Origin of the sequence: Colwellia ponticola (assembly GCF_005885605.1) — a bacterium.
In the GTDB taxonomy this organism is placed as follows: domain Bacteria; phylum Pseudomonadota; class Gammaproteobacteria; order Enterobacterales; family Alteromonadaceae; genus Colwellia; species Colwellia ponticola.
This window is the reverse complement of sequence record NZ_SZVP01000001.1, coordinates 477691-499207: the sequence shown is the minus strand read 5'-3', so window position 1 is coordinate 499207 and position 21517 is coordinate 477691. Positions and strand designations below refer to the sequence as shown.

General features: G+C 38.9%; 16 protein-coding genes. 7 read left to right on the top strand and 9 right to left on the bottom strand.

Annotated features, from left to right (window positions below; all coding sequences use genetic code 11):
* The first annotated feature begins 21 nt into the window (after positions 1-21).
* Complete coding sequence (mdh, locus tag FCS21_RS02085; protein ID WP_138620310.1) at positions 22-957, top strand: malate dehydrogenase; 936 nt, start codon at positions 22-24, stop codon at positions 955-957.
* 209 nt (positions 958-1166) lie between these two features.
* Here the strand turns inward: mdh and ispB are convergent, their stop codons facing one another.
* The gene (gene ispB / locus FCS21_RS02080) at positions 1167-2150 is read right to left on the bottom strand and encodes an octaprenyl diphosphate synthase (RefSeq protein WP_138620309.1); all 984 of its coding nucleotides are present in this window, start codon (positions 2148-2150) and stop codon (positions 1167-1169) included.
* A gap of 283 nt (positions 2151-2433) precedes the next feature.
* Between ispB and rplU the strand changes: the two genes are divergently transcribed.
* From rplU to folA, 4 genes are all read left to right on the top strand, one after another.
* Positions 2434-2745: a 50S ribosomal protein L21 gene (rplU, locus tag FCS21_RS02075; protein ID WP_138620308.1), complete on the top strand. Its 312-nt coding sequence runs from the start codon at positions 2434-2436 to the stop codon at positions 2743-2745.
* 15 nt (positions 2746-2760) lie between these two features.
* The gene (gene rpmA / locus FCS21_RS02070; RefSeq protein ID WP_033092242.1) at positions 2761-3018 is read left to right on the top strand and encodes a 50S ribosomal protein L27; all 258 of its coding nucleotides are present in this window, start codon (positions 2761-2763) and stop codon (positions 3016-3018) included.
* Between the two features lie 155 nt (positions 3019-3173).
* Positions 3174-4337, top strand: coding sequence for an Obg family GTPase CgtA (cgtA, locus tag FCS21_RS02065; RefSeq protein WP_138620307.1), 1164 nt, complete (start codon positions 3174-3176; stop codon positions 4335-4337).
* Positions 4338-4483: 146 nt separating this feature from the next.
* Complete coding sequence (gene folA / locus FCS21_RS02060; RefSeq protein WP_138620306.1) at positions 4484-5011, top strand: type 3 dihydrofolate reductase; 528 nt, start codon at positions 4484-4486, stop codon at positions 5009-5011.
* 131 nt (positions 5012-5142) lie between these two features.
* On the opposite strand, the gene prsT is transcribed toward folA, so the two are convergent.
* The 6 genes from prsT to FCS21_RS02030 form a co-directional block, all read right to left on the bottom strand.
* The gene (prsT, locus tag FCS21_RS02055) at positions 5143-7971 is read right to left on the bottom strand and encodes an XrtA/PEP-CTERM system TPR-repeat protein PrsT (protein WP_138620305.1); all 2829 of its coding nucleotides are present in this window, start codon (positions 7969-7971) and stop codon (positions 5143-5145) included.
* 106 nt (positions 7972-8077) lie between these two features.
* Positions 8078-9013, bottom strand: coding sequence for a PEP-CTERM sorting domain-containing protein (locus FCS21_RS02050; RefSeq protein WP_171035613.1), 936 nt, complete (start codon positions 9011-9013; stop codon positions 8078-8080).
* 241 nt (positions 9014-9254) lie between these two features.
* Positions 9255-10454: a putative porin gene (locus FCS21_RS02045; protein WP_138620303.1), complete on the bottom strand. Its 1200-nt coding sequence runs from the start codon at positions 10452-10454 to the stop codon at positions 9255-9257.
* Between the two features lie 300 nt (positions 10455-10754).
* Positions 10755-11981, bottom strand: a complete 1227-nt coding sequence (locus FCS21_RS02040; protein WP_138620302.1) for a DEAD/DEAH box helicase — start codon at positions 11979-11981, stop codon at positions 10755-10757.
* Positions 11982-12209: 228 nt separating this feature from the next.
* Entirely contained in the window at positions 12210-12440 is a 231-nt protein-coding gene (locus FCS21_RS02035; RefSeq protein ID WP_138620301.1) for a glutaredoxin family protein, read from the bottom strand.
* 131 nt (positions 12441-12571) lie between these two features.
* On the bottom strand, positions 12572-12889 hold the full coding sequence (locus FCS21_RS02030; protein WP_138620300.1) for an RNA-binding S4 domain-containing protein: 318 nt from the start codon (positions 12887-12889) through the stop codon (positions 12572-12574).
* A gap of 291 nt (positions 12890-13180) precedes the next feature.
* Between FCS21_RS02030 and FCS21_RS02025 the strand changes: the two genes are divergently transcribed.
* Both FCS21_RS02025 and tyrS read left to right on the top strand, forming a co-directional pair.
* Positions 13181-13987: a response regulator transcription factor gene (locus FCS21_RS02025; protein WP_138620299.1), complete on the top strand. Its 807-nt coding sequence runs from the start codon at positions 13181-13183 to the stop codon at positions 13985-13987.
* 27 nt (positions 13988-14014) lie between these two features.
* Entirely contained in the window at positions 14015-15325 is a 1311-nt protein-coding gene (gene tyrS, locus FCS21_RS02020; RefSeq protein WP_281279942.1) for a tyrosine--tRNA ligase, read from the top strand.
* 256 nt (positions 15326-15581) lie between these two features.
* On the opposite strand, the gene FCS21_RS02015 is transcribed toward tyrS, so the two are convergent.
* Complete coding sequence (locus FCS21_RS02015; RefSeq protein ID WP_138620298.1) at positions 15582-17018, bottom strand: glutamate synthase small subunit GltD family protein; 1437 nt, start codon at positions 17016-17018, stop codon at positions 15582-15584.
* 25 nt (positions 17019-17043) lie between these two features.
* Positions 17044-21504: a glutamate synthase large subunit gene (gene gltB / locus FCS21_RS02010; protein ID WP_138620297.1), complete on the bottom strand. Its 4461-nt coding sequence runs from the start codon at positions 21502-21504 to the stop codon at positions 17044-17046.
* Positions 21505-21517 lie beyond the last annotated feature (13 nt).

Below are 21517 nucleotides of genomic sequence, written 5' to 3'. Positions count from 1 at the left end.
CCTTAGTTTTGGAGAAGTCACATGAAAGTAGCTGTTTTAGGCGCCGCAGGCGGTATTGGTCAAGCATTATCATTACTATTAAAAACGCAACTACCAGCAGGTTCTGAGTTGTCATTATATGACGTTGCACCTGTTGTTCCTGGTGTTGCTGTTGATTTATCACACATCCCTACAGCGGTTACTGTTGAAGGCTTTGGTGTTGATGCATTAGACAAAGCATTAACAGGCGCAGATATTGTTATTATTCCAGCGGGCATGCCACGCAAGCCAGGTATGGACCGAGCAGACTTATTTGCAGTAAATGCTGGAATCATCAAAACTTTAGCAGAAGGCATTGCGGCTAATTGTCCTAAAGCGTTAGTGGGTGTTATCACTAACCCAGTAAACGGCACTGTGCCAATTGTTGCAGAAGTATTCAAAAAAGCGGGTACTTACGACAAAAACCGTGTTTTTGGTGTAACAACATTAGATGTTATCCGTAGTGAAGCCTTTGTTGCTGAACTTAAAGGCTTAGACGTTTCACAAGTGAAAGTACCGGTTATTGGCGGCCATTCAGGTACAACTATTTTACCACTTCTTTCACAAGTTGAAGGCGTAACATTCTCTGAAGAAGAAGTTGCAGCGTTAACGCCACGTATCCAGAATGCGGGTACTGAAGTTGTTAATGCTAAAGCAGGTGGTGGTTCAGCTACGTTATCTATGGGCGCCGCTGCTGCTCGTTTCTGTTTATCTTTAGTTAAAGGTTTACAAGGTGAAGATGTTGTAGATTACGCTTACGTAGATGTTGATGGCGGCGATGCTGACTTCTTCGCTCACCCTGTTCGTTTAGGCGTTAATGGTGTAGCTGAAATTTTACCATACGGTAAGTTATCAGCATTTGAAGAAAAAGCTAAAAACGATATGTTAGCCACACTAAACGCAGACATTAAAGAAGGTGTTGATTTCATCAACGCTTAATTCTATCGTTACTTTTACAAGTACTTTACATAAAGGTTCATACTTAAGGTGTGAACCTTTTTTATTGAGTATTTAATAAACTGCTTTAGTATTAGTATTAGTATTAATAAAAAACCGCTTATTGATATAGTCAATAAGCGGTTTTTTATGTACTTTACTTTATAGGCTTTAGAAGGTTACTTGTCGAGTGTTATAGCAAACGGCTTAAATTAAGCACTGCGGTTAGCAGCAATGTGCGCTAAAGCAATCAGTGCTTGTTTTTGCTCGCTATCAGCAATAACATCCAATGATTTTATCGCTTTATCTGCTTCTATCTCTGCTATTTTTTGGGTATAACGTAATGCCCCTGTTTCTTCCATAGCGGCTAGAATTAATTCAAGGTTATCCATACCATTACCTAATTCAATGGCTTCTTTAATTAACTGCTGTTGAGCGCTATTGCCATGCTTCATTGCATAAAGCAACGGTAAGGTCGGCTTGCCTTCAGCAAGATCATCACCAACATTTTTACCCATGCCTTTAGCATCCGCAGTGTAATCCATAATGTCATCAACTAACTGGAATGCAGTACCAAGGTATTTACCGTAATCGGCCATGGCTTGTTCAGTTTTTTCATCCTGATCAGACACTATCGCTGCGAGGCGTGTTGCGGCTTCAAATAACTTAGCTGTTTTACAATAAATGACCTGCATATAGCTTTCTTCAGTGGTGCTCGCGTCATTACAGTTCATTAACTGTAATACTTCACCTTCGGCAACAATATTAGTGGCATCAGATAAAATATCCATAATGCGCATATTGCCTAATTTAGTCATCATTTGAAAAGATCGGGTATAAAGAAAATCACCGACCAAAACACTAGCACTATTACCAAAGAGTGCGTTCGCGGTTTCTCTGCCGCGACGCATGTTGGACTCATCGACAACATCATCATGTAACAGGGTGGCCGTATGAATAAACTCAATAATAGCGGCTATTTCCCAATGTTTTTCACCTTGATAGTTAAGCGCTCTGGCAGCAAGCACTGTTAACATAGGTCGCATGCGTTTACCGCCTGCGTTAACAATATAGATACCAAGTTGATTAATTAGTGCAACATCGGATTGTAATTGATCGTAAATAAGATCATTTACTGCGGTCATATCATCCTGCGCTAATGCTTGTATTGCTTTAATATTTACTTTATTGCCCATACCACTTTTAGTTCGCTATTTTGTTCGCTATTTGATTAATGGCTAATCAAAAGTATTCAGTTAGTTATGAACTCTAAAGTTTACACTAAATTTTATGCAAAAGTAGTTTTCTAGTGGCTTTGTTGCCATTCTTAGATGAAAAATAATGTAAAAGCATAAAACAATAATAAAGTTAATAAATGATCACTTTAAGACTTGCCCTTATTATGTTCTTCACGTAGAATTCGCGCCCTATATTTTATAAAATTAGCGTCACAAATATATGACGCAGTACGGAGTAGCTATGTACGCGGTATTCCAAAGCGGTGGTAAACAGCATCGTGTAACCGAAGGACAAACAGTTCGTCTAGAAAAGCTTGAGCTTGAAGTAGGCGCAACAGTAGAATTTGATAACGTTTTAATGATCGCTAATGGCGATAACATCAATGTAGGCGCGCCTTACGTTGCTGGTGGTAAAGTTGTTGCTGAGGTTGTTAATCAAGCTCGCGCTGACAAAGTGACCATTGTTAAATTTAAACGTCGTAAGCATTCACGTAAACAAGCGGGCCATCGTCAATGGTTCACTGAAGTGAAAATTACTGGTATTAACGGCTAATAGGAGCATTTTGACATGGCACATAAGAAAGCTGCAGGTAGTACACGAAATGGTCGCGATTCAGAAGCAAAACGCCTAGGTGTTAAGCGCTTCGGTGGCGAATCTGTTTTAGCTGGTAACATCATTGTTCGTCAACGTGGTACTCGTTTCCATGCTGGTAACAACATGGGTATCGGTAAAGATCACACTTTATTTGCTTTATCTGATGGTAAAGTACAATTTGAAGTTAAAGGTCCAAAAAGTCGTAAGTTCGTTAGCATTATCGCTGACTAATTAATACTGTGACTTATAAAAACCTCGCTTCCTAGCGAGGTTTTTTTTTAGTTTTTTTTTGACGATTTTTTTAGCTATGTTATCGAGTCAGTCAAAAATAGTTTATACTAGTGAAAATTGCACAAGAACGACCATATTAGGGTTATTGAGATTCCATGAAATTTGTTGATGAAGTTGAGATCAGAGTTGAAGCGGGCGATGGCGGAAACGGCTGTGTCAGTTTCCGTAAAGAAAAATTTATCGAGTTTGGCGGCCCTAATGGCGGTGATGGCGGCGATGGCGGTGATGTTTACTTAATTGCCGACGAAGGTTTAAATACTTTAATAGATTATCGTTTTGAACGTTTTCATCGTGCTAAGCGTGGCCAAAATGGTCAACCGCAAAATTGCACCGGTAAAGGCTCGGACGATTTAGTGCTAAAAGTACCTGTAGGTACCCGCGCTATCGATCAAGATACCGGTGAGCAAATAGGTGACTTAACACACAAAGGCCAAAAATTACTGGTTGCTAAAGGCGGTTGGCATGGTTTAGGTAACTTACGTTTTAAAAGTAGTACTAACCGTACCCCTCGTCAAAGAACTGATGGTACACCAGGCGAAATTCGTAATCTTAAACTTGAATTATTACTACTTGCTGATGTGGGACTGTTAGGTTTACCGAATGCAGGTAAATCAACATTAATTCGTAGTGTGTCAGCAGCAACACCTAAAGTAGCTGACTATCCATTTACCACGTTAGTACCTAATTTAGGCGTTGTACGTTTAGATATGCAGCGCAGCTTTGTTATCGCTGATATCCCAGGTATTATCGAGGGCGCAGCAGACGGCGCAGGTTTAGGAACGCAATTCTTAAAGCATCTTGAGCGTTGTCGTATCTTATTACACGTTATTGATATTTTACCTGCGGATGGTTCAGATCCTTTAGAAAATGCTAAAGTGATTATTAGCGAGTTAGAGCAGCATAATGAAAAGCTTGCTGGTAAGCCTCGTTGGATTGTCTTTAATAAAGTTGATTTAGTTTTTGAAGATGAAGCAAAAGAAATTACCGATGCTATTTTAGCAGGCCTAGACTGGCAAGGTGAGGTACATAGTATTTCTGCTTTTAATCGCACAGGCACTAAAGAGTTAACACAAAAAGTGATGACTTTTATTGAAGAGTTACCTGCTGAAGAAGAAGTCGTCATTGACGGTAAAAACATTGAGTTCAAATGGGATACCTATCATGAAGAAACTATTGCCGCTCATAGCCTTAGTGATGACTTAGATGATGACGATTGGAATGAAGATGACTACGATGTTGAAGTAGAATATCGTCCATAACATGATCTATTAAGACTAAGCACTTGTTCATTTTTATGAGCTAGTGCTTTTTTTTATGCTTTATTTTACTTTTTTATCAGTTTTTTACTTTGCTTTTACTCAGCCTTTAGTGAAGAAATAGACACAATAATTTTGAGACTTATTTAATGACCATTTTATCGATGATAGTCGCTACTGCGAACAATAATATAATTGGTAAAGACAATACTATGCCGTGGCATTTGCCTGCTGATCTCGCTTATTTTAAAAAAGTAACCTTAGGTAAGCCTGTAATTATGGGGCGTAAAACCTATGAATCGATAGGCCGAGCATTACCGGGTCGACGTAATATTGTCATCTCTCGTGATGAAAAATACCTACCACAAGGAAAAGGCGCTGATAGCGTAGATATAGTGACTTCAGTTGAACAAGCATTGGCGTTAGTTGATGGTTCAAATGGTGAACCTGCAGTGGACGAGATTATGGTGATTGGCGGTGGCGCTATTTATGCTCATTGCTTACCTAAAGCAGATCGTCTGTATGTTACTAAAATTGATGCGACTATTGAGGGCGATACTCAATTCCCTGCTTACCAAAATGAGAATTGGTCACTGGTCAGTAGTGAGCTACGTGCAGCCGATGAAAATAATAATTATTCATTAGATTTTTGTATTTATGAGCGTAACGTAGGCTAAAATCTATCTATTAGTAGCGGTTAGGGGCTGGTAACCTTAACCACTACTAATAAGCATATTATTCGCAGCCGAACTCTGTTGATATATAGAGTTACACTGAAGATGTTATATCGATGTAGCAAGATATCATTTTAATTATTCGCTAGCCAAGTATCCAATAACTCCTTCGCCTGTGCTTTATTCTTAAAAGGAAACGGGCTTTCAACAACTTGAATTAAATAATGTTGTGCTGCTTTTCGTCTTCCTTGTTTATCTAATACTATAGCCAAATGATACTTAACTGAGTTGTTGTTTGCATCTATTGCCAATGCTTTACGCAAATACGTTAGAGCCTCCTCATAATTAGCTATATTCATTTGTCCCCATGCCACAGTATCAAGTATCGTGACATTACTTGGAGCTATTGCTAGAGCGCGTTCAGCAAAAGTAATGGCTTGTTTAACGTCACCTTGCTCAATTAGGTTGTTAGCAATATTATTTAGCAAAGCAGGGGAGTTTGGGTAACTTTGCAATGCATTATGATAAAGGTTAGTTGCTTTTTCATATTGTTTTTGCAACTGATAAATATCTGCTAGTGCAATCACAAACTTTAAATCTACTGGCTTGGTTTTATCAAGTTGACTTTTTAATAGCTGTTCCGCTTTGTTAAGTTCATTTAACTTTTTATATGTTCTATACAAAGACAGTACGCTTCCTGTTGAAGGGTTAATGCTTAGTGCTCTTTGGTAAAAAGGTACAGCTTCACCATATTTTTTCTGTTTAAATAATAAATCACCTTCTAATAGGTCAGCAATAGAGCCACTCTTATCTTTTGAACGAATAACATTAATTTGTTGAGTCGCTTCTTCTACCTTACCGCTAGCCATTAATAATTTAGTTAATAAAATATGAGTAGTAACCACTTCATCATCCCAAGCTAATGCTTTTTTTAGTGACGAAATGGCACCCGTGGTATCTTTAGCTGTTATCTGTGCGTTGGCCAATACTGACAAAGCGTAGCCTTTGTTTGTAGCTACAGCCACATAACGTTCATATTCATCTATGGCCTGAACATATTTACGTTGAACTAAATAAATTCCCCCAAGTAACTCATGTAATTTTCCACTCGATTTTGTGGCAAGAAAAGTCTCTAGTTTTAGTTGTATTTTGTCTAACTGTCCAGTTTTTCGGTAGACCTGCTCTAAAGAAACTAACGCGTCTATATCTTCTTTATCTTCTGCTAAAACCTTTTCTAACCAAAGCGCACTATTGTTATAATCTTCAATTGAATAATGTAATGCAGCGAATGACTTCATAATGGCAATATTATTAGGATGCTGACTCAGTAGCTTTTCTAAGCTATTCTTTGCTTCGGTTATGTTACCTTGCATAACTAATAGCTCAGCTAAAGCAATTTTTGCTTCAATATTTTCAGTTGATAATATTATGGCTTGATTAAATGAATATTTTGCATCTGAGAACTGTTTATTGTTGACTAAATTTTTTCCATGTAAAAAATTAAAATAGGCATTACCTGGCGCAATTTCTACTAATTTTTGGCTTCGAATACTGGCCTGATTAAATTGTTTATTATTATTAAAACTGCTATTTAATGCTAATAAAGCAGGTACCATATGAGGAAAGGCTTTTTCTATTTTTAATAACAACTCTATGGCAGCATTATAGTTTTGTTGAGCAATAAAGCAGTTTGCTAACTGCAATACTACGTCTGTGTTACTAGGATCAATTTGCAATAATTCAATAAAGTAGCGTTGCGCATCTTCATATTGTTTTAAGTTCATCAAGCTGCTTGCAAGCAAATTTAATATAGTTTCATTGTTTGGAAAGTGACGGTTGGCTTTTGTTAATAAGTTTCTAGCACTTATAAATTCCTGTTGAATAATTTCAATTTCAGCCAGCATCACTAAAGCACGGTAATCATTTACTATGCTTAGGTATTGAGTAAAGTAACCACTTGCTTCAACTAAACGATTTTTCTTATATAAAATGTAACCAGCTAAATAGAGGTATTGTGGGTTTTCTTGTTTAATATTGTCGGGTAATGCACTTAAGGTTGCTAAAATATTAGACAAGGTATCTTCAATATCTTCAGGATTAGCTTTTTTAGATGAAGCGACCACACTAAGGTAATTTGTTTGTGGCTCTTTGGGGGCTCTATCAAGAATATAGTCAATATCTTCTTTAGCAAGCTCAATGTCGCCTTTAGATAATAATACTTCAGCTTTTACCATACGAGCAGCTAAATAGTCAGGGTTAAGCTCTATTGCTGTAGTTAACTGCTTTAGGGCAGCGTCGGCATTTCCTGCAATTAAATAGAGTTTGGCACGGATCATTCTAGCACGCTCTGGGACGTTATAGCCCTGAAGTGCTTTATCGGTATATTGCTCTGCGAATATAAACTGTTTACGAGCAAGAAAAACCTGCGCTTTACCTAAATTAGCCAGGTTATGGCGTGGCGATAATTTTAATGCTCGGTCAAAGCTTTCTTCTGCAAAGGCAAACTTTTTTAGACCGAGAAACGCTTGACCACGTAAATAGGCAAGCTCAACTTCAAGACTCGTACTATTTTTACCGGGTAATGTTAGCGCTAATGCAGCTTTAAATTTTTGCTGGAACAATAACGCTTTAGCTTGTAGTGGCCTAATAAGCTCTAAATCAGCTCCTAATTCATTAGCATAATCTAGCTGTACTGCTGCTGCAGCGCCATTATCATGGGCGAGTAATACCTTGGCGTATAGAATACGACCAGCTAGGTGATCAGTCTGACTTTTAAAGGTGTTTTTTAAGTGGATCATTGTTGCCCGATAGTCTTGCTCTTCAAAACTAATTAAGGACTTTTCATAATGCTCATTTGCTTGGGATTGATCAATTGTTTGCTCTGTACTCCTAACGGTTAGAGAAAAAACGATAAAAAATAATATAGAGAGAAAGGAAAAATAGCGTGAGCAATTTATTTTCATAAAAAACCTTTATGGTGAAATAGATACGGTAGGGTAGAGCATATAAAAAAGCACTGCTAATTGCAGTGCTTTTTAATGAATTTAAATACTGATGAATAAATTTACTTTAATTACGTTGGCGTCGAGACAATGACAAACCAACAATGCCAAGGGCAAATATAGCCCATGAGGTTGGTTCTGGTATACTTGTCGTCGTTATTGTTGTTGTTGTTAAGCAATCAGGATCACATCGCCCAGTAATATGAGTATCTGGCGAATCTACTTCTTTGCCACTAGATGCATGAGAATCACCAAGAACTAAATAATTAGCCAATGTATCTTTAGTTAAGTTGGCAATATCATCACCAAAAACTTTAGTTTTAAATTCAAATTCAAAACCATAATGGTATAACCATTTTCCTGCGTCAGCTCCAGTAGCACCTGAATTTAAAGAGTTAAATCCTTCTAAGCCAACGTTATAATCCATTGTTGTTTTAATTTGTGCTTTACCATCTTGTTGAGCAAAAATATCATCAGCATTATTATTATAATCATCGCCATCTGATTTAGACTTTCCACCGGTATTTTGGTACCCCGATGATTGATAGGTATTATCACTGTCTTTATATGCTTTTTTACTTTGTATGCATGCTTCAGTACAAGCTAAAACATCAATATCCACTTTAACTTCATTGCCACTGTTGGGGAATTTAAATCCAATTAATCGGTCACTACCTATAATTTTGTCAAAAGGTCTTATTTTACTAGGATCTTTTTTGTTTGCCCAACCATGAGCGAGCGCTTCATCTCCGTAGGCAGTATCAACAAACTCTAAGGGCATTTCAAAGTACATATATTGACTGCCTTGAGTCTCACCTAAATATAAAAAACCATTTGCAGGTGTTCCATTGATATCAAACTCAACATTAAAACCAACGGTGTAGTTATCATTACCGCAGCCCAAGCAACCATCTACCTTAAAGTCACTAGCATTAGCAAATAGGCCAACAGACAGTAAAGATATTGTGATTAATAAATTTTTAACAAAGGTGAAATTTTTCATTAAATTTCCTAAGTAACATAGAGAACACATTGTAAATTATAGAGCAAATTTTATACCAGATATTTATTTATTTTTTTTAGTTTTAAGTTTTTGCTTTGTAAGGTTATTTATTTTTTTTATCGTAAAGTGATAAACGATAGATATTTATTGTAAAAGAAATGGACAGGTATTTATAGTTATCACACGAGTTTATTTTGGTATTGCCTTTGTGAAATCGACATAGAGCATCTTAAACTGGTCGTTAAAAATAATAACCAAAATTAATATTTAAACGATTATTGATTTCATCACTATCACCTGCGAGGCTGCCACCAATAAAAGGTTGATTTTTTCCCATGGCATAATCAATTAGAGTATATAAATTACCCGATGTTACCATGACACCTGTGACATTCATCAGGGTATCTTCCTTTAAGCCACCTGATTTATCGGTCATTAAACTATAGTCGTTATAAAATTTTAAGTTGGTAATGGGACCAAATTCTACCGGTACAGAATAGGATAGGTTTAGGTTATAAATTTTAGCTGAAGCTGGAATCGTATCGTAAAAAGCATAAGCACCTACAGTGACAAAATCAGACTTATCATCTAAATCATATTCATAATCAGTATATTGAAACATGAAACCAAAATTATCTATGTTGCCTTTAGTATGCAGTGCGTAAGCATTATGCTCTCCCGCATTACCCTCTTCACCTTCAATATCACCTGATAATAATGAGGCACCTACTTCAAAATTATCAAATTTGTAGGCATAACGCAGGTTAAAGGTACTATCATCAGCAAGTCCTTGTTGCGGGGTATCATATAAATCTTCCCCTGCTTTTCTTGTACCGACAATATCGTAAGAATAGCGATCGTTTTTATTACCAACAAAGCCATCTATACCACCCATTTCATCGGTTTTGAAGAAGGCTATACGGATATCATGTTTGTCATAATCACCAATGAAAGATAAACCCGCATCGTAATCATCTTCTAGCCCGACGTAGAAATTAGTACTAAAAAAGAAGCTGTTTGAGTTATAAGTTAAGTTACCAAAGGGGACTTGTGTTATACCGACTTGCCCTTGCAGGTTTTCATCAAATTGATAAGCAACGTAAGCATGGTGTATCGCATCCATATATTGATACCAGCGATATTGAGCTGATAATATGATATCGCCAACAGTGCCGTTAAAATCTAAACGGAAAACATCAAAATCAAAATCCCCACCGCGATCTTTATCACCGTCTTTATAATCATTAATGGTATATTGAAAGCGCACCGCGCCACCTACTTTAATTGAGGCTTCTTTGGCAGCACTGTCTTTAGCCAATTGTTCTTTGATTTGTGTAAGCTCTCTTTTTAACTCCGCTAATTCAGTCGATTCTGAAGCATTGGTTATGAAAGACGATAAAGCTAACGCAATGGTAGCCATCGCTATTGATAAGATTTTCATGTGTATTATCCTGTTTTTAAATCGTTGTGATAGACACTTCAGTTGGGCGAAGTAAATAGTGTTCGATTGCAAAATACAATGACTATCTGGGTGATTGTTATAAATTGAGAAGGTATAACTGCCAAGGGCTATACCAACATAAGTTCGCTGTTGCTCATCAATAAAGAGCAGCCAATAGCGACTATTTATGACCTTATACGCATAAACATTGGTCGAACAAATATCACCTAACACATGGATAGATGAGGCGATATTACTTGTCTAGCTGAAAGTTTTTACTTGGCTAATTTATGCCTGTTTTTATTTCCGTTTTCTTCTTGAGCCATTTGTTTTTCTGTTTGGCTTTTTTATTTGTTTCTTTTTTGTGACTTCTTTAGACGTTTTTGCAAACTCTTTATGAAAAGGCTGCTCGGTAACAACAGGAATAACTTGCCCTATGCTATTTTCAATATTCGTTAATTGCCTGATATCATTTTCTACCGCAAATGAAATGGCCATACCACTTTTACCAGCACGCGCAGTGCGTCCTATTCGGTGTATGTAGTTTCTTGGATCTTCAGGAAGGTTGTAGTTAATCACTAAGCTAATATTATCAACATCAATACCACGCGCAGCAACATCAGTGGCCACTAATACTCTTAAATTACCCTCTTTAAAGTTTTGTAACGCTTGCTCCCTAACCGCTTGGGTTTTACCACTGTGCAGGCTAGCGGTTGTTATTGATGCTTGTTCTAGTGCCTTAACAATGATGTCAGCGCCATACTTTGTTTTACAAAAGATGAGCACTTTCTCATGTTCAGTTTTTTGCAGAATATTAAAGAGCACAGCTACTTTATTTGATTTTTCAAGCTGGTAAACACTTTGGTTAACCAAATCGATAGTGACCGTTTCTGCTGTAATTTGAACTTTTTTAGGGTCTGTTAATATAGCTTCTGCAAGTACCTCTATTTCAGCTGGCATAGTCGCTGAAAACAATAGCGTTTGTCGGCTCTTTGGCAGTTTAGCTATAATGTTTTGCACATCGTTAAAAAAGCCCATATCAAGCATGGTATCTGCTTCATCTAAGACAAAGACTTCTAACGCCTTAACGTTTATATCGCCGGTTTCAATTAAATCTAATAACCTGCCAGGGGTGGCCACTAAAATATCAAGCCCCTGTGCGATAGCGTCAACCTGCGCTTGTCTTCCTACACCACCATAAACGACCTTAGTGTTGAGTCCTAAACCATGAGCGTAGTCATCAACGTTTTGCATTATTTGCGAGGCAAGCTCTCGAGTGGGTGTTAATATCAGCGCACGTGTACTCTTGGCTTTAATCTCAATTTTATTGCGTCCAAACTTATTGATAATAGGCAATGAAAAGGCGGCAGTTTTTCCTGTTCCCGTTTGCGCTATACCAAGAAGATCACTGCCATTAATAAGCACTGGGATACATGCTTTTTGGATCGGTGTCGGCTGTTTATAGCCTTTAAGACTAACGCGGTCAATAATGGATTCTAAAAGTGAAAATGCTGTAAATTCTGACATACTGGCTCGGTATACGTTAATTAATAGCTTACTATTATAACAGAGTGCTATAACAGAATACTTTAATATGTTTAAGAGGGAATAACAGCTAGTTGATATTAAGGACAACTAGCTTGCAGGTAGTAAGTTTATAGAAGGTTTGAGATAATCAATCCTGATTGATTATCTCTTCGACTGGCGAGTTAGCCACCAAAGTTACTCTGTTATCTAATAAGATCATTGTGTTTTTTAATCTGCGGCATAGAGTGTCTGAAATTTCTTTAGATTCCAGCCAATCATTATTTCATTGCCAATTTTAAGGGCTGGTACAGAACGAGCGCCTATAGCGTCAAGCTCTTTTCTGCCGCGCTGCATTTTTGCATTGGTTAACCGGTATTTAATGCCATTATCATCCAAGTATTTTTGAGCTTCACGACAATGGGGGCATTTATCTGAAATATATAAAACAACGCGTTTCATCACTAACCTTCACAAAACTATTAAAGACTAACTATTTTACTGAACTCTCAAAAAAACACAAAGATGAATTAACTGAACTATCAATATGGACAAGTTTATTTGTCTTGCTAGTAAAGCCATGAGTGTGCTGATTAAATAACCCGTGCTTTGCTTTTAGCTCTTTTTTTCCTTTGTTCTTTTTTACTCGCTAAAACGACTGTATTGATAAATTCGGCTGATTTTTTGCTGGGGTTATAAGCGACTTGAATAATTTTACCGTTATATTCGACAATATCGCCGTTTCGAATTTTTTTACGCTTTTGAACAACAACGTCATTATTTACTAAAACATTACCTTCACTGATCATGGTTTTAGCTTCGCCGACACCGCTAACCATATTGGCTATTTTGAGTAATTTACAAAGTTCTATAGGTTCAACACAAATGTCAATAATTGAGTGTTCAGACATGAAATACGCCTAATAATTTTAAATAATAATATTGCTAAATTATAGCATGTATAAGGATACTTTATACTATTTAGCTTGCAGGAGAGTTATTAATGCTCATTGTTCCTCAACTTGAATGTTTTCTATGCCAGCAAAGCGGATGTTACTATTAACTCGTTTATGCCTCAAAATGAGTCAGCAAGAGCTTGAACCTGTTTTTGAACTTGCCAATTTGACTTGCATGTCCTCATACCTATAACATCTAACGATGCTGCCAAATAAGCTAATCCACTACATCCGAGACATTATTAAATGCCAAACGATACTTTTAACTCTCAAATTTCAACCGTTATTTCTGCCCTTAATTCTCCAAGTTTCACCCCGAAATTAATGGGCCTAATTAGTTCGGTTTTTAGTTTTGATTGTGCTGTTATTTTGGGCTGTAGAGAAGGTGGTCGACCTATATACCTCTATGATTCTATTAAAAATTATCGTGGTTTGTTATTTCAGAGTTACCTAACAGCATCGTTTCAACATGACCCATTCTATCAACAATTAAATACTAACAAGCAGCAAGGCGTATTTAGGTTGGTAGACGTAGTGAAGAAAGACCTAGATTATAAAGCATACTGTAAAAAATTTTATGAAAAAACAGGTTGGATTGACGAACTAAGCATGCTGATAAAAATTGAGACTGAGCGTTGGGTTATGCTCTGTTTTGGCTATACATCAGAAGGCAACTACTTTTCAAAGCAGCAAGTAAATGAACTTAAACCCTACTTCAGCATCATCCAGTCACTGTGTCAGCAGCATTGGAAGTCAACCGAATTAAACTTCTCCGAGTCAGTAGACAATTTAATAGATTATTCAGATTCAATGGGAGAGTTTATCAAATACGCATTGGCGACTTTTGGAAAAGAAATACTGACCAAGAGAGAGCAAGAAATTGCTAGGTTAATCGTTCAAGGGTTTGATTCTAAGAAAATAGCTAATCAGCTTAACATTACTGAAGGTACAGTGAAAAATCATAGAAAACGCATTTATACGCAACTGAATGTGGCATCATTAAGTGAGGTGTTTCAACTATTTCTCAACCACCTTATCACGCACTTAAGATAGTGAACTGTCCCTATAGGGATATAGTTAATGGAAGCATTTCGCCTTAATCTCAATACAATTATGATGTATTTGGATAAGATGATGACACTACTTCAAGATTTACAAGCACGTAATTTGATTGCACAGATGAGTAATGTAGAGCAAGTTGGGCAGCTGCTATCAGAGCCACAAACGCTATACTGCGGTTTCGATCCAACAGCTGGCAGTTTACATGTTGGTCACCTTGTTCCTCTCATTATGCTTAAGCGTTTTCAGGATATGGGGCATCAGGCCATAGCATTGGTTGGGGGAGCGACAGGTATGATTGGCGACCCTAGTTTTAAAGCTGCCGAGCGAAATCTAAACTCAGAGGAAACCGTATTAGGTTGGGTACAAGAACTCTCAAATCAGATCCAATCATTGATGAGCAGTAATGAGAGCAAGCAAATGACCATAGTTAACAATGCCGATTGGGTGAAGAAAATCAATGTGATCGACTTTTTCCGCGACGTAGGTAAGCATTTCTCTGTTAATTCGATGATCAACCGTGAGTCGGTAAAACAGCGTTTGCAGCGTCCAGAGCAAGGTATCTCTTTTACTGAATTCAGTTATTCTCTGCTGCAATCTTACGACTTTTCCGAGCTTAATCGTCAATATAATTGCCGCTTACAAATCGGTGGAAATGATCAGTGGGGCAACATCGTTAGCGGCATCGATCTTACGCGTCGCCAAAACGGTGAACAAGTGTTTGGTATGACGCTGCCTCTAATCACTAAATCTGATGGGACTAAATTTGGTAAAACAGAAGGTGGTGCTGTTTGGCTTGATCCAAGTAAGACGTCCCCTTATGCCTTTTACCAGTTCTGGTTATCCACGGAAGACGTGGATGTTTATAACTTTCTACGTTACTACACTTTCTTGGATTGCGACAAAATTTCTTATATTGAAGCGCAAGACAAAACAAACCTAGGCAAGCCAAAAGCTCAACGCATACTGGCAAAACAAATGACACGCTTTGTTCATGGAGAAAGTGGCTTAGAGAGTGCTGAGCGTATTACACAAGCGCTATTTAGTGGTGATGTGCAGCAACTGACTTTGAGTGAACTCAAACAATTAGAACTCGATGGCGTACCAAACATACAAAGTGTCGGCAATGGTTTAGTTGAGTTGTTGATTGAATCAGGTTTAGCCAAATCTAAGCGCATAGCCCGAGAATTAATAGGTAACAACGCTATAAGCGTAAATGGTGAAAAGATCAAAGGAGATAGTTCTCTAATGAGCTTGCCGCTGTATGACCAATATTGGTTTATTCAACGGGGTAAAAAGAACGTTTGTTTAATTAAAAAAGTCTCTAATTAAACTTCGATCAACACGGTGAACCAGTTTATGCGTGTGATTCATAGGCACCCTTTTAACTACAAGGGATGTCTATGAACAGAGAAATTCTAAAAAGTGTAGTAGTTGAGTGAACTTGGCTACTTTATTGGGCTTTCGCAATACCTGATTTAATCGATAAAATACTAATTTAGTAAAGTCACTGACTCACAGATGTCTATGATGAAACTGTCAATGTCTGCTATGAGCTTGAAACGGACGGGTGTGAGCTATAGCGATGTTAATCTACTGGCAGAGTCACGTAATCTAATATGCCCAGCGCTGCTTTACGACCTTGGTCAATGGCGGTAACGACTAAATCAGAGCCGAGTACCATATCACCACCTGCGAAGATGTTTTTTTGGGTTGTTTGCAGGGCAAAGTCATCGCTATCACTGGCAACAACGCGGCCACGGTCGTCTAAGGCGACACCAGCATCTACCATCCATTGTGGTGGGCTGGGTAAAAAGCCAAAAGCGATCACCACGGCATCTGCGGCCATAATAAATTCACTATCAGCTATAGGCTCAGGGTTGCGTCTGCCGTTTGCATCAGGCGCACTTAATTGGGTTTTAACAAACTTAACGCCAATAGCTACACCTTGTTCGTTAACGGCAATATCAAGAGGCTGAATATTAAATTCAAAGTTAACGCCTTCTTCTTTGGCATTTTGTACTTCACGCGGTGAACCTGGCATATTAGCTTCATCACGACGATATGCACAAGTTACTGTGTTAGCACCTTGCCTAATGGCAGTGCGTACACAATCCATAGCGGTATCGCCACCGCCAAGCACAATAACCTTTTGATCTTTGAAGTTAACATATGGCTTAACTTGACCATGCTCAGTGGCAGTGATGGCCATTAACTGTTGCGTATTGCCAATTAAGAAGTCTAACGCGTTGTAAACGCCGCTGGCTTCTTCATTATCAAAACCACCACGCATACTTTTATAAGTACCTAGTCCTAAAAATACCGCATCGTACTCTTCACTGATCTCGTTAAAACTAATGTCTGTGCCGACATTGATATTTAAACGAAACTCAATACCCATGCCTTCTAAAATTTCACGGCGAGTTTGAATCACGTTTTTTTCTAACTTAAAAGCAGGAATACCAAAGGTAAGTAAGCCACCAATTTGTGCGTGGCGGTCATAAACAACGACCTCAACGCCGTTACGCGTTAATACATCAGCACAAGCAATACCCGCAGGACCAGCGCCGATAACAGCAACACGTTTACCGGTACTAATCACGTGCGATAAATCAGGTTTCCAACCTTGGGCAATAGCGGTATCGGTAATATACTTTTCAATATTACCTATGGTGACCGCGCCAAAATCATCGTTTAAGGTACAGGCCGATTCACATAATCTATCTTGTGGGCAAACGCGCCCGCACATTTCTGGCAAGCTATTCGTTTCATGACATAAATCAGCCGCTTCAAATAGGCGGTTTTCAGTGACTAATTCAAGCCACTGAGGGATATAATTATGTACCGGACATTTCCACTCACAATAAGGGTTACCACAATCAAGGCAACGGTCAGCTTGACCAGCACTTTGTTCAGTACCTAAAGGTTGATAAATTTCAACGAAGTTAATTTTACGTTCGCTCATTGATTTTTTGGCAGGGTCTATGCGCTCTACATCAATAAATTGATAAACATTTTTACTCATGATTATATTTCCTTACCTTTATCAATTATTGTGCTTGTACACGCAGCTCAGCACTTGAACGACTGCGATGGCCTAATAAGGTGTGAACATCGGTTGTGATTGGTTTAATTAATTTAAACAAAGGCGCATAGTTATCGAAATTGTGTAGGATTTCTTGAGCACGTAAACTACCTGTCTCTTCAAGGTGTTGAGCAATAATACCGCGTAAATGTTCTTGGTGAATAGTTAAGTCTTTAATTGCCAGCATCTCAATAGACGTTTTGTTCAGGCGAATGGTTAAGTCATCCGCTTCATCTAATACATAAGCGAAGCCGCCGGTCATACCAGCGCCAAAGTTGACACCAATATCACCGAGTATGGTCACGATACCAGCGGTCATATATTCACAGGCATGATCACCGGTACCTTCAACTACCGCATGACAGCCAGAGTTACGCACCGCAAAACGCTCACCGGCACGACCCGCAGCAAATAATTTACCGCCAGTGGCGCCATATAAACAAGTGTTACCCATGATCATTGTTTCATGGCTAGTGTAATCGACACCTAAGGGGGCTTTGATAGTAAGTTTACCACCAGCCATGCCTTTACCGACATAATCGTTGGCGTCACCGGTTAAAATTAGCTGGAGACCGCCAGCATTCCAAACACCAAAGCTTTGCCCAGCCGTACCTGAAAAGTATAGAGTAATAGGCGCTGCGGCCATACCTTGGTTACCATGATGACGAGCAATTTCTCCTGATAAACTGGCGCCAACAGAGCGATCGGTATTTTGAATAGCAAAGCGATATTCACCGCCTTTACTGTGTATTACTGAATGACTAACAGCGGCTAAAATTTTCTGATTTAACTGACCATGATCAAAGGCTTCATTTGCTTGTGTTTGATACAACGCGGTATTTTCGTCGGCAACAACAGGTGCAATGATGGGGGATAAATCAAGCTTATTTTGCTTAGCGGTAACGCCAGCAATTTGTTCTAATAAATCAGTTCTACCAATAATGTCAGTTAAGCTTGCTACGCCAACACTTGCTAATATCTCACGCACATCACGGGCAATAAATTTAAAGTAATTCATCACTTGCTCAGGCAAGCCTTTAAAGAATTGCTCGCGTAACACTTCATCTTGTGTGGCCACACCGGTAGCACAGTTATTTAAATGACAAATACGTAAAAATTTACAACCTAAGGCAACCATAGGTGCAGTACCAAAGCCAAAGCTTTCGGCACCTAAAATAGCCGCCTTAACAATATCAAGCCCGGTTTTTAAACCACCATCAACTTGTAAGCGTACTTTATGTCGTAATCCATTAGTGACCAAAGACTGATGTGCTTCAGCTAAGCCCATCTCCCAAGGACAGCCAGCATATTTTACTGAGGTTAGGGGGCTAGCTGCGGTACCACCGTCGTAACCTGCAATGGTAATAAAATCGGCATAGGCTTTTGCTACACCTGAAGCAATAGTACCAACACCTGGACCAGAAACTAATTTAACAGACACTAACGCTTTGGGATTCACTTGCTTTAAATCAAAAATAAGCTGGGCTAAATCTTCAATAGAATAAATATCATGATGTGGGGGTGGTGAAATTAAGGTAACGCCGGGCACTGAATAACGCAGTTTAGCAATTAAGGGCGAGACCTTATCACCCGGTAATTGACCGCCTTCACCAGGTTTTGCTCCTTGCGCTATTTTAATTTGTAATATGTCGGCATTTACTAGGTAGTGTGGTGTTACACCAAAACGTCCGGAAGCGACTTGCTTGATACGAGAGTTTTTAACAGTACCAAAACGACGTTCATCTTCACCACCTTCACCTGAGTTTGAAAAACCACCTAAACGGTTCATGGCAATAGCAAGGGCTTCATGGGCTTCTGGGCTAAGCGCACCAATTGACATGGCAGCACTGTCAAAACGTTTGAACATATCACCTTCAGACTCAACTTGCTCAAGAGCAATAGGGTCACAGTCAGTCTTAAGTGCTAATAAATCACGTAGGGTAGCAATAGGGCGGTTATTAACTTCATCGGCAAAAATGCGGTAATCGTTATAATCACCTTTTTGCACGGCGCGTTGTAAGTAATTAACCACGTTAGGATTAAACGTATGGTACTCACCACCGTGAACATACTTTAATAAGCCACCGTGGTTAACTTTTTGGTGTGGTAAAAATGCTTTACGGGCTAGGTTAATGGCATCTTGTTCAATATCACTAAAGTCAGCACCTTTAATGCGACTTGGTAAGTCGCTAAAACACAGTGCCATAATATCTTCATTTAAACCAATCACTTCAAATAAACCCGCGCAGCGGTAACTGGCAATGGTTGAAATACCCATTTTAGAGAGTATTTTCAATAAACCTTTGTTAATGCCTTCTCGGTAATTAACCGTAGCGTCACGAGCAGATAACGTAATATGACCTTGCTCAACCAATTGTTCAATGGTTTCAAAAGCCAAATAGGGGTAAATAGCGGTAGCACCTAAACCCAGTAATACCGCATATTGATGAGAGTCGCGCACTGAGCCAGTTTCGACAATAATATTTGAATCACAACGTAGTTTTTGATCCACAAGGCGTTTTTGTACTGCACCTACCGCCATTGCTGCAGGCATAACCAGTAGACCGGGTTGAATATCTCTATCAGATAATATTAAGATAACGGTATTGTTATCACGAACAAGAGTTTCGGCTTGATCACATAAGCGTATTACCGCTGCCTCTAGCCCTTCTTCAATAGTAAAGCTTAGTGTTAACGTGTCAGAGCGATAATGGGCTGGCTCTAACTCACGTAACTGTTTTAAACCGGTATACATGAGCACTGGGGTTGAAAAGACCATGCGATCAGCGTGACCAGAGGTTTCGTTAAAGACGTTATGCTCGCGACCAATACAGGTGTCTAATGACATCACGTATCGCTCTCGTAGTGGATCTATTGGCGGGTTAGTGACTTGTGCAAACTGTTGACGGAAATAATCATATAGCGTGCGTGTTTGATTTGATAATACCGCCATAGGGGTATCATCGCCCATAGAGCCCGTCGCCTCTTGAGCGTTTTCGGCCAACGTTTTAATGACTTGTTGTATTTCTTCATAACTATAATTAAACATTTTATGATATTGATTCATGTCTTTATCAGTAAATGCACGTTGACCAATACAGTTAGCTTCAAGCTCATCAAAAGGGATCAAGCGACGAATATTATTGTTGAGCCATTCTCGGTAAGGGTGGCGCTCTTTTAAATCGTTATCAATGTCAGTTGAATGTGAAATATTACCGGTGTAGGTATCAATAGCCAGCATTTCACCAGGGCCAACGCGACCTTTTTTTATCACCTCATCTTCGCCATAATTCCAAATACCCACTTCTGAGGCCAAGGTAATAAAACCGTCTCGGGTGATAACATAACGGGCAGGGCGTAAACCGTTTCTGTCAAGGTTACAGGCGACATGACGACCGTTAGTCATGACTACACCAGCAGGTCCGTCCCAAGGCTCCATATGCATGGAGTTAAACTCATAAAAGGCACGTAAATCATCGTCCATTAACGCACTGTTTTGCCATGCTGGTGGTATTAATAAGCGCATGGCACGGTATAAATCCATACCACCTGCTAATAGTAGCTCAAGCATGTTATCTAAAGAAGAAGAGTCAGAGCCTGTTTGGCTGACAAAAGGCGCAGCATCTTGTAAGTCAGGTAATAAGGGCGATTTAAAACAGTGGGTTCTTGCTCGGCTCCATTGACGATTAGCGTTAATGGTGTTGATTTCACCGTTGTGCGCCAAATAACGAAAGGGTTGTGCTAAATGCCACTGTGGAGAAGTGTTGGTTGAAAAGCGCTGATGGAAGACACAAATAGCACTTTGCATGCGAATATCAGCTAAATCTAGATAAAAGTTAGGTAAATCTACCGGCATCATCAAACCTTTGTAGATTGTCACTAAACACGACAAACTGGCGATATAAAACTTTTCGTCAGTAATACGTTTTTCAGTACGACGACGCGCCATATATAAGCGGCGCTCTAGTTCTAGGTTTCTCCAACCTGGCGGTGCATCAACAAAAACTTGTTCTATGGATGGTAAATTACCTAACGCTATGTCACCTAACACGGAGGTGTCAATAGGTACGCTGCGCCAACCAATTAATGTTAAGCACTCATTGGTTAACTCTTCTGCTAATATTTTTTTAGACAGGGCCGCTTCAATAGGATCAGGGCTGAGGAAAATCATGCCTATCGCATATTTTTTACCTAGCTTCCAGTTATTATCAGTGGCGATAGCGCGAAAAAAACTATCTGGTTTTTGTAATAACAAGCCACAGCCATCACCTGTTTTACCATCGCTAGCGATGCCGCCACGATGTTGCATGCGATCTAAAGCGGAAATAGCGGTTTTGATTAACTTATGACTCGCTTCACCTTGTTGGTGAGCGATTAAACCAAAACCACAGTTGTCTTTTTCCACGCTATGATCATAAAGCTGCATTTTTTTCTCCTAG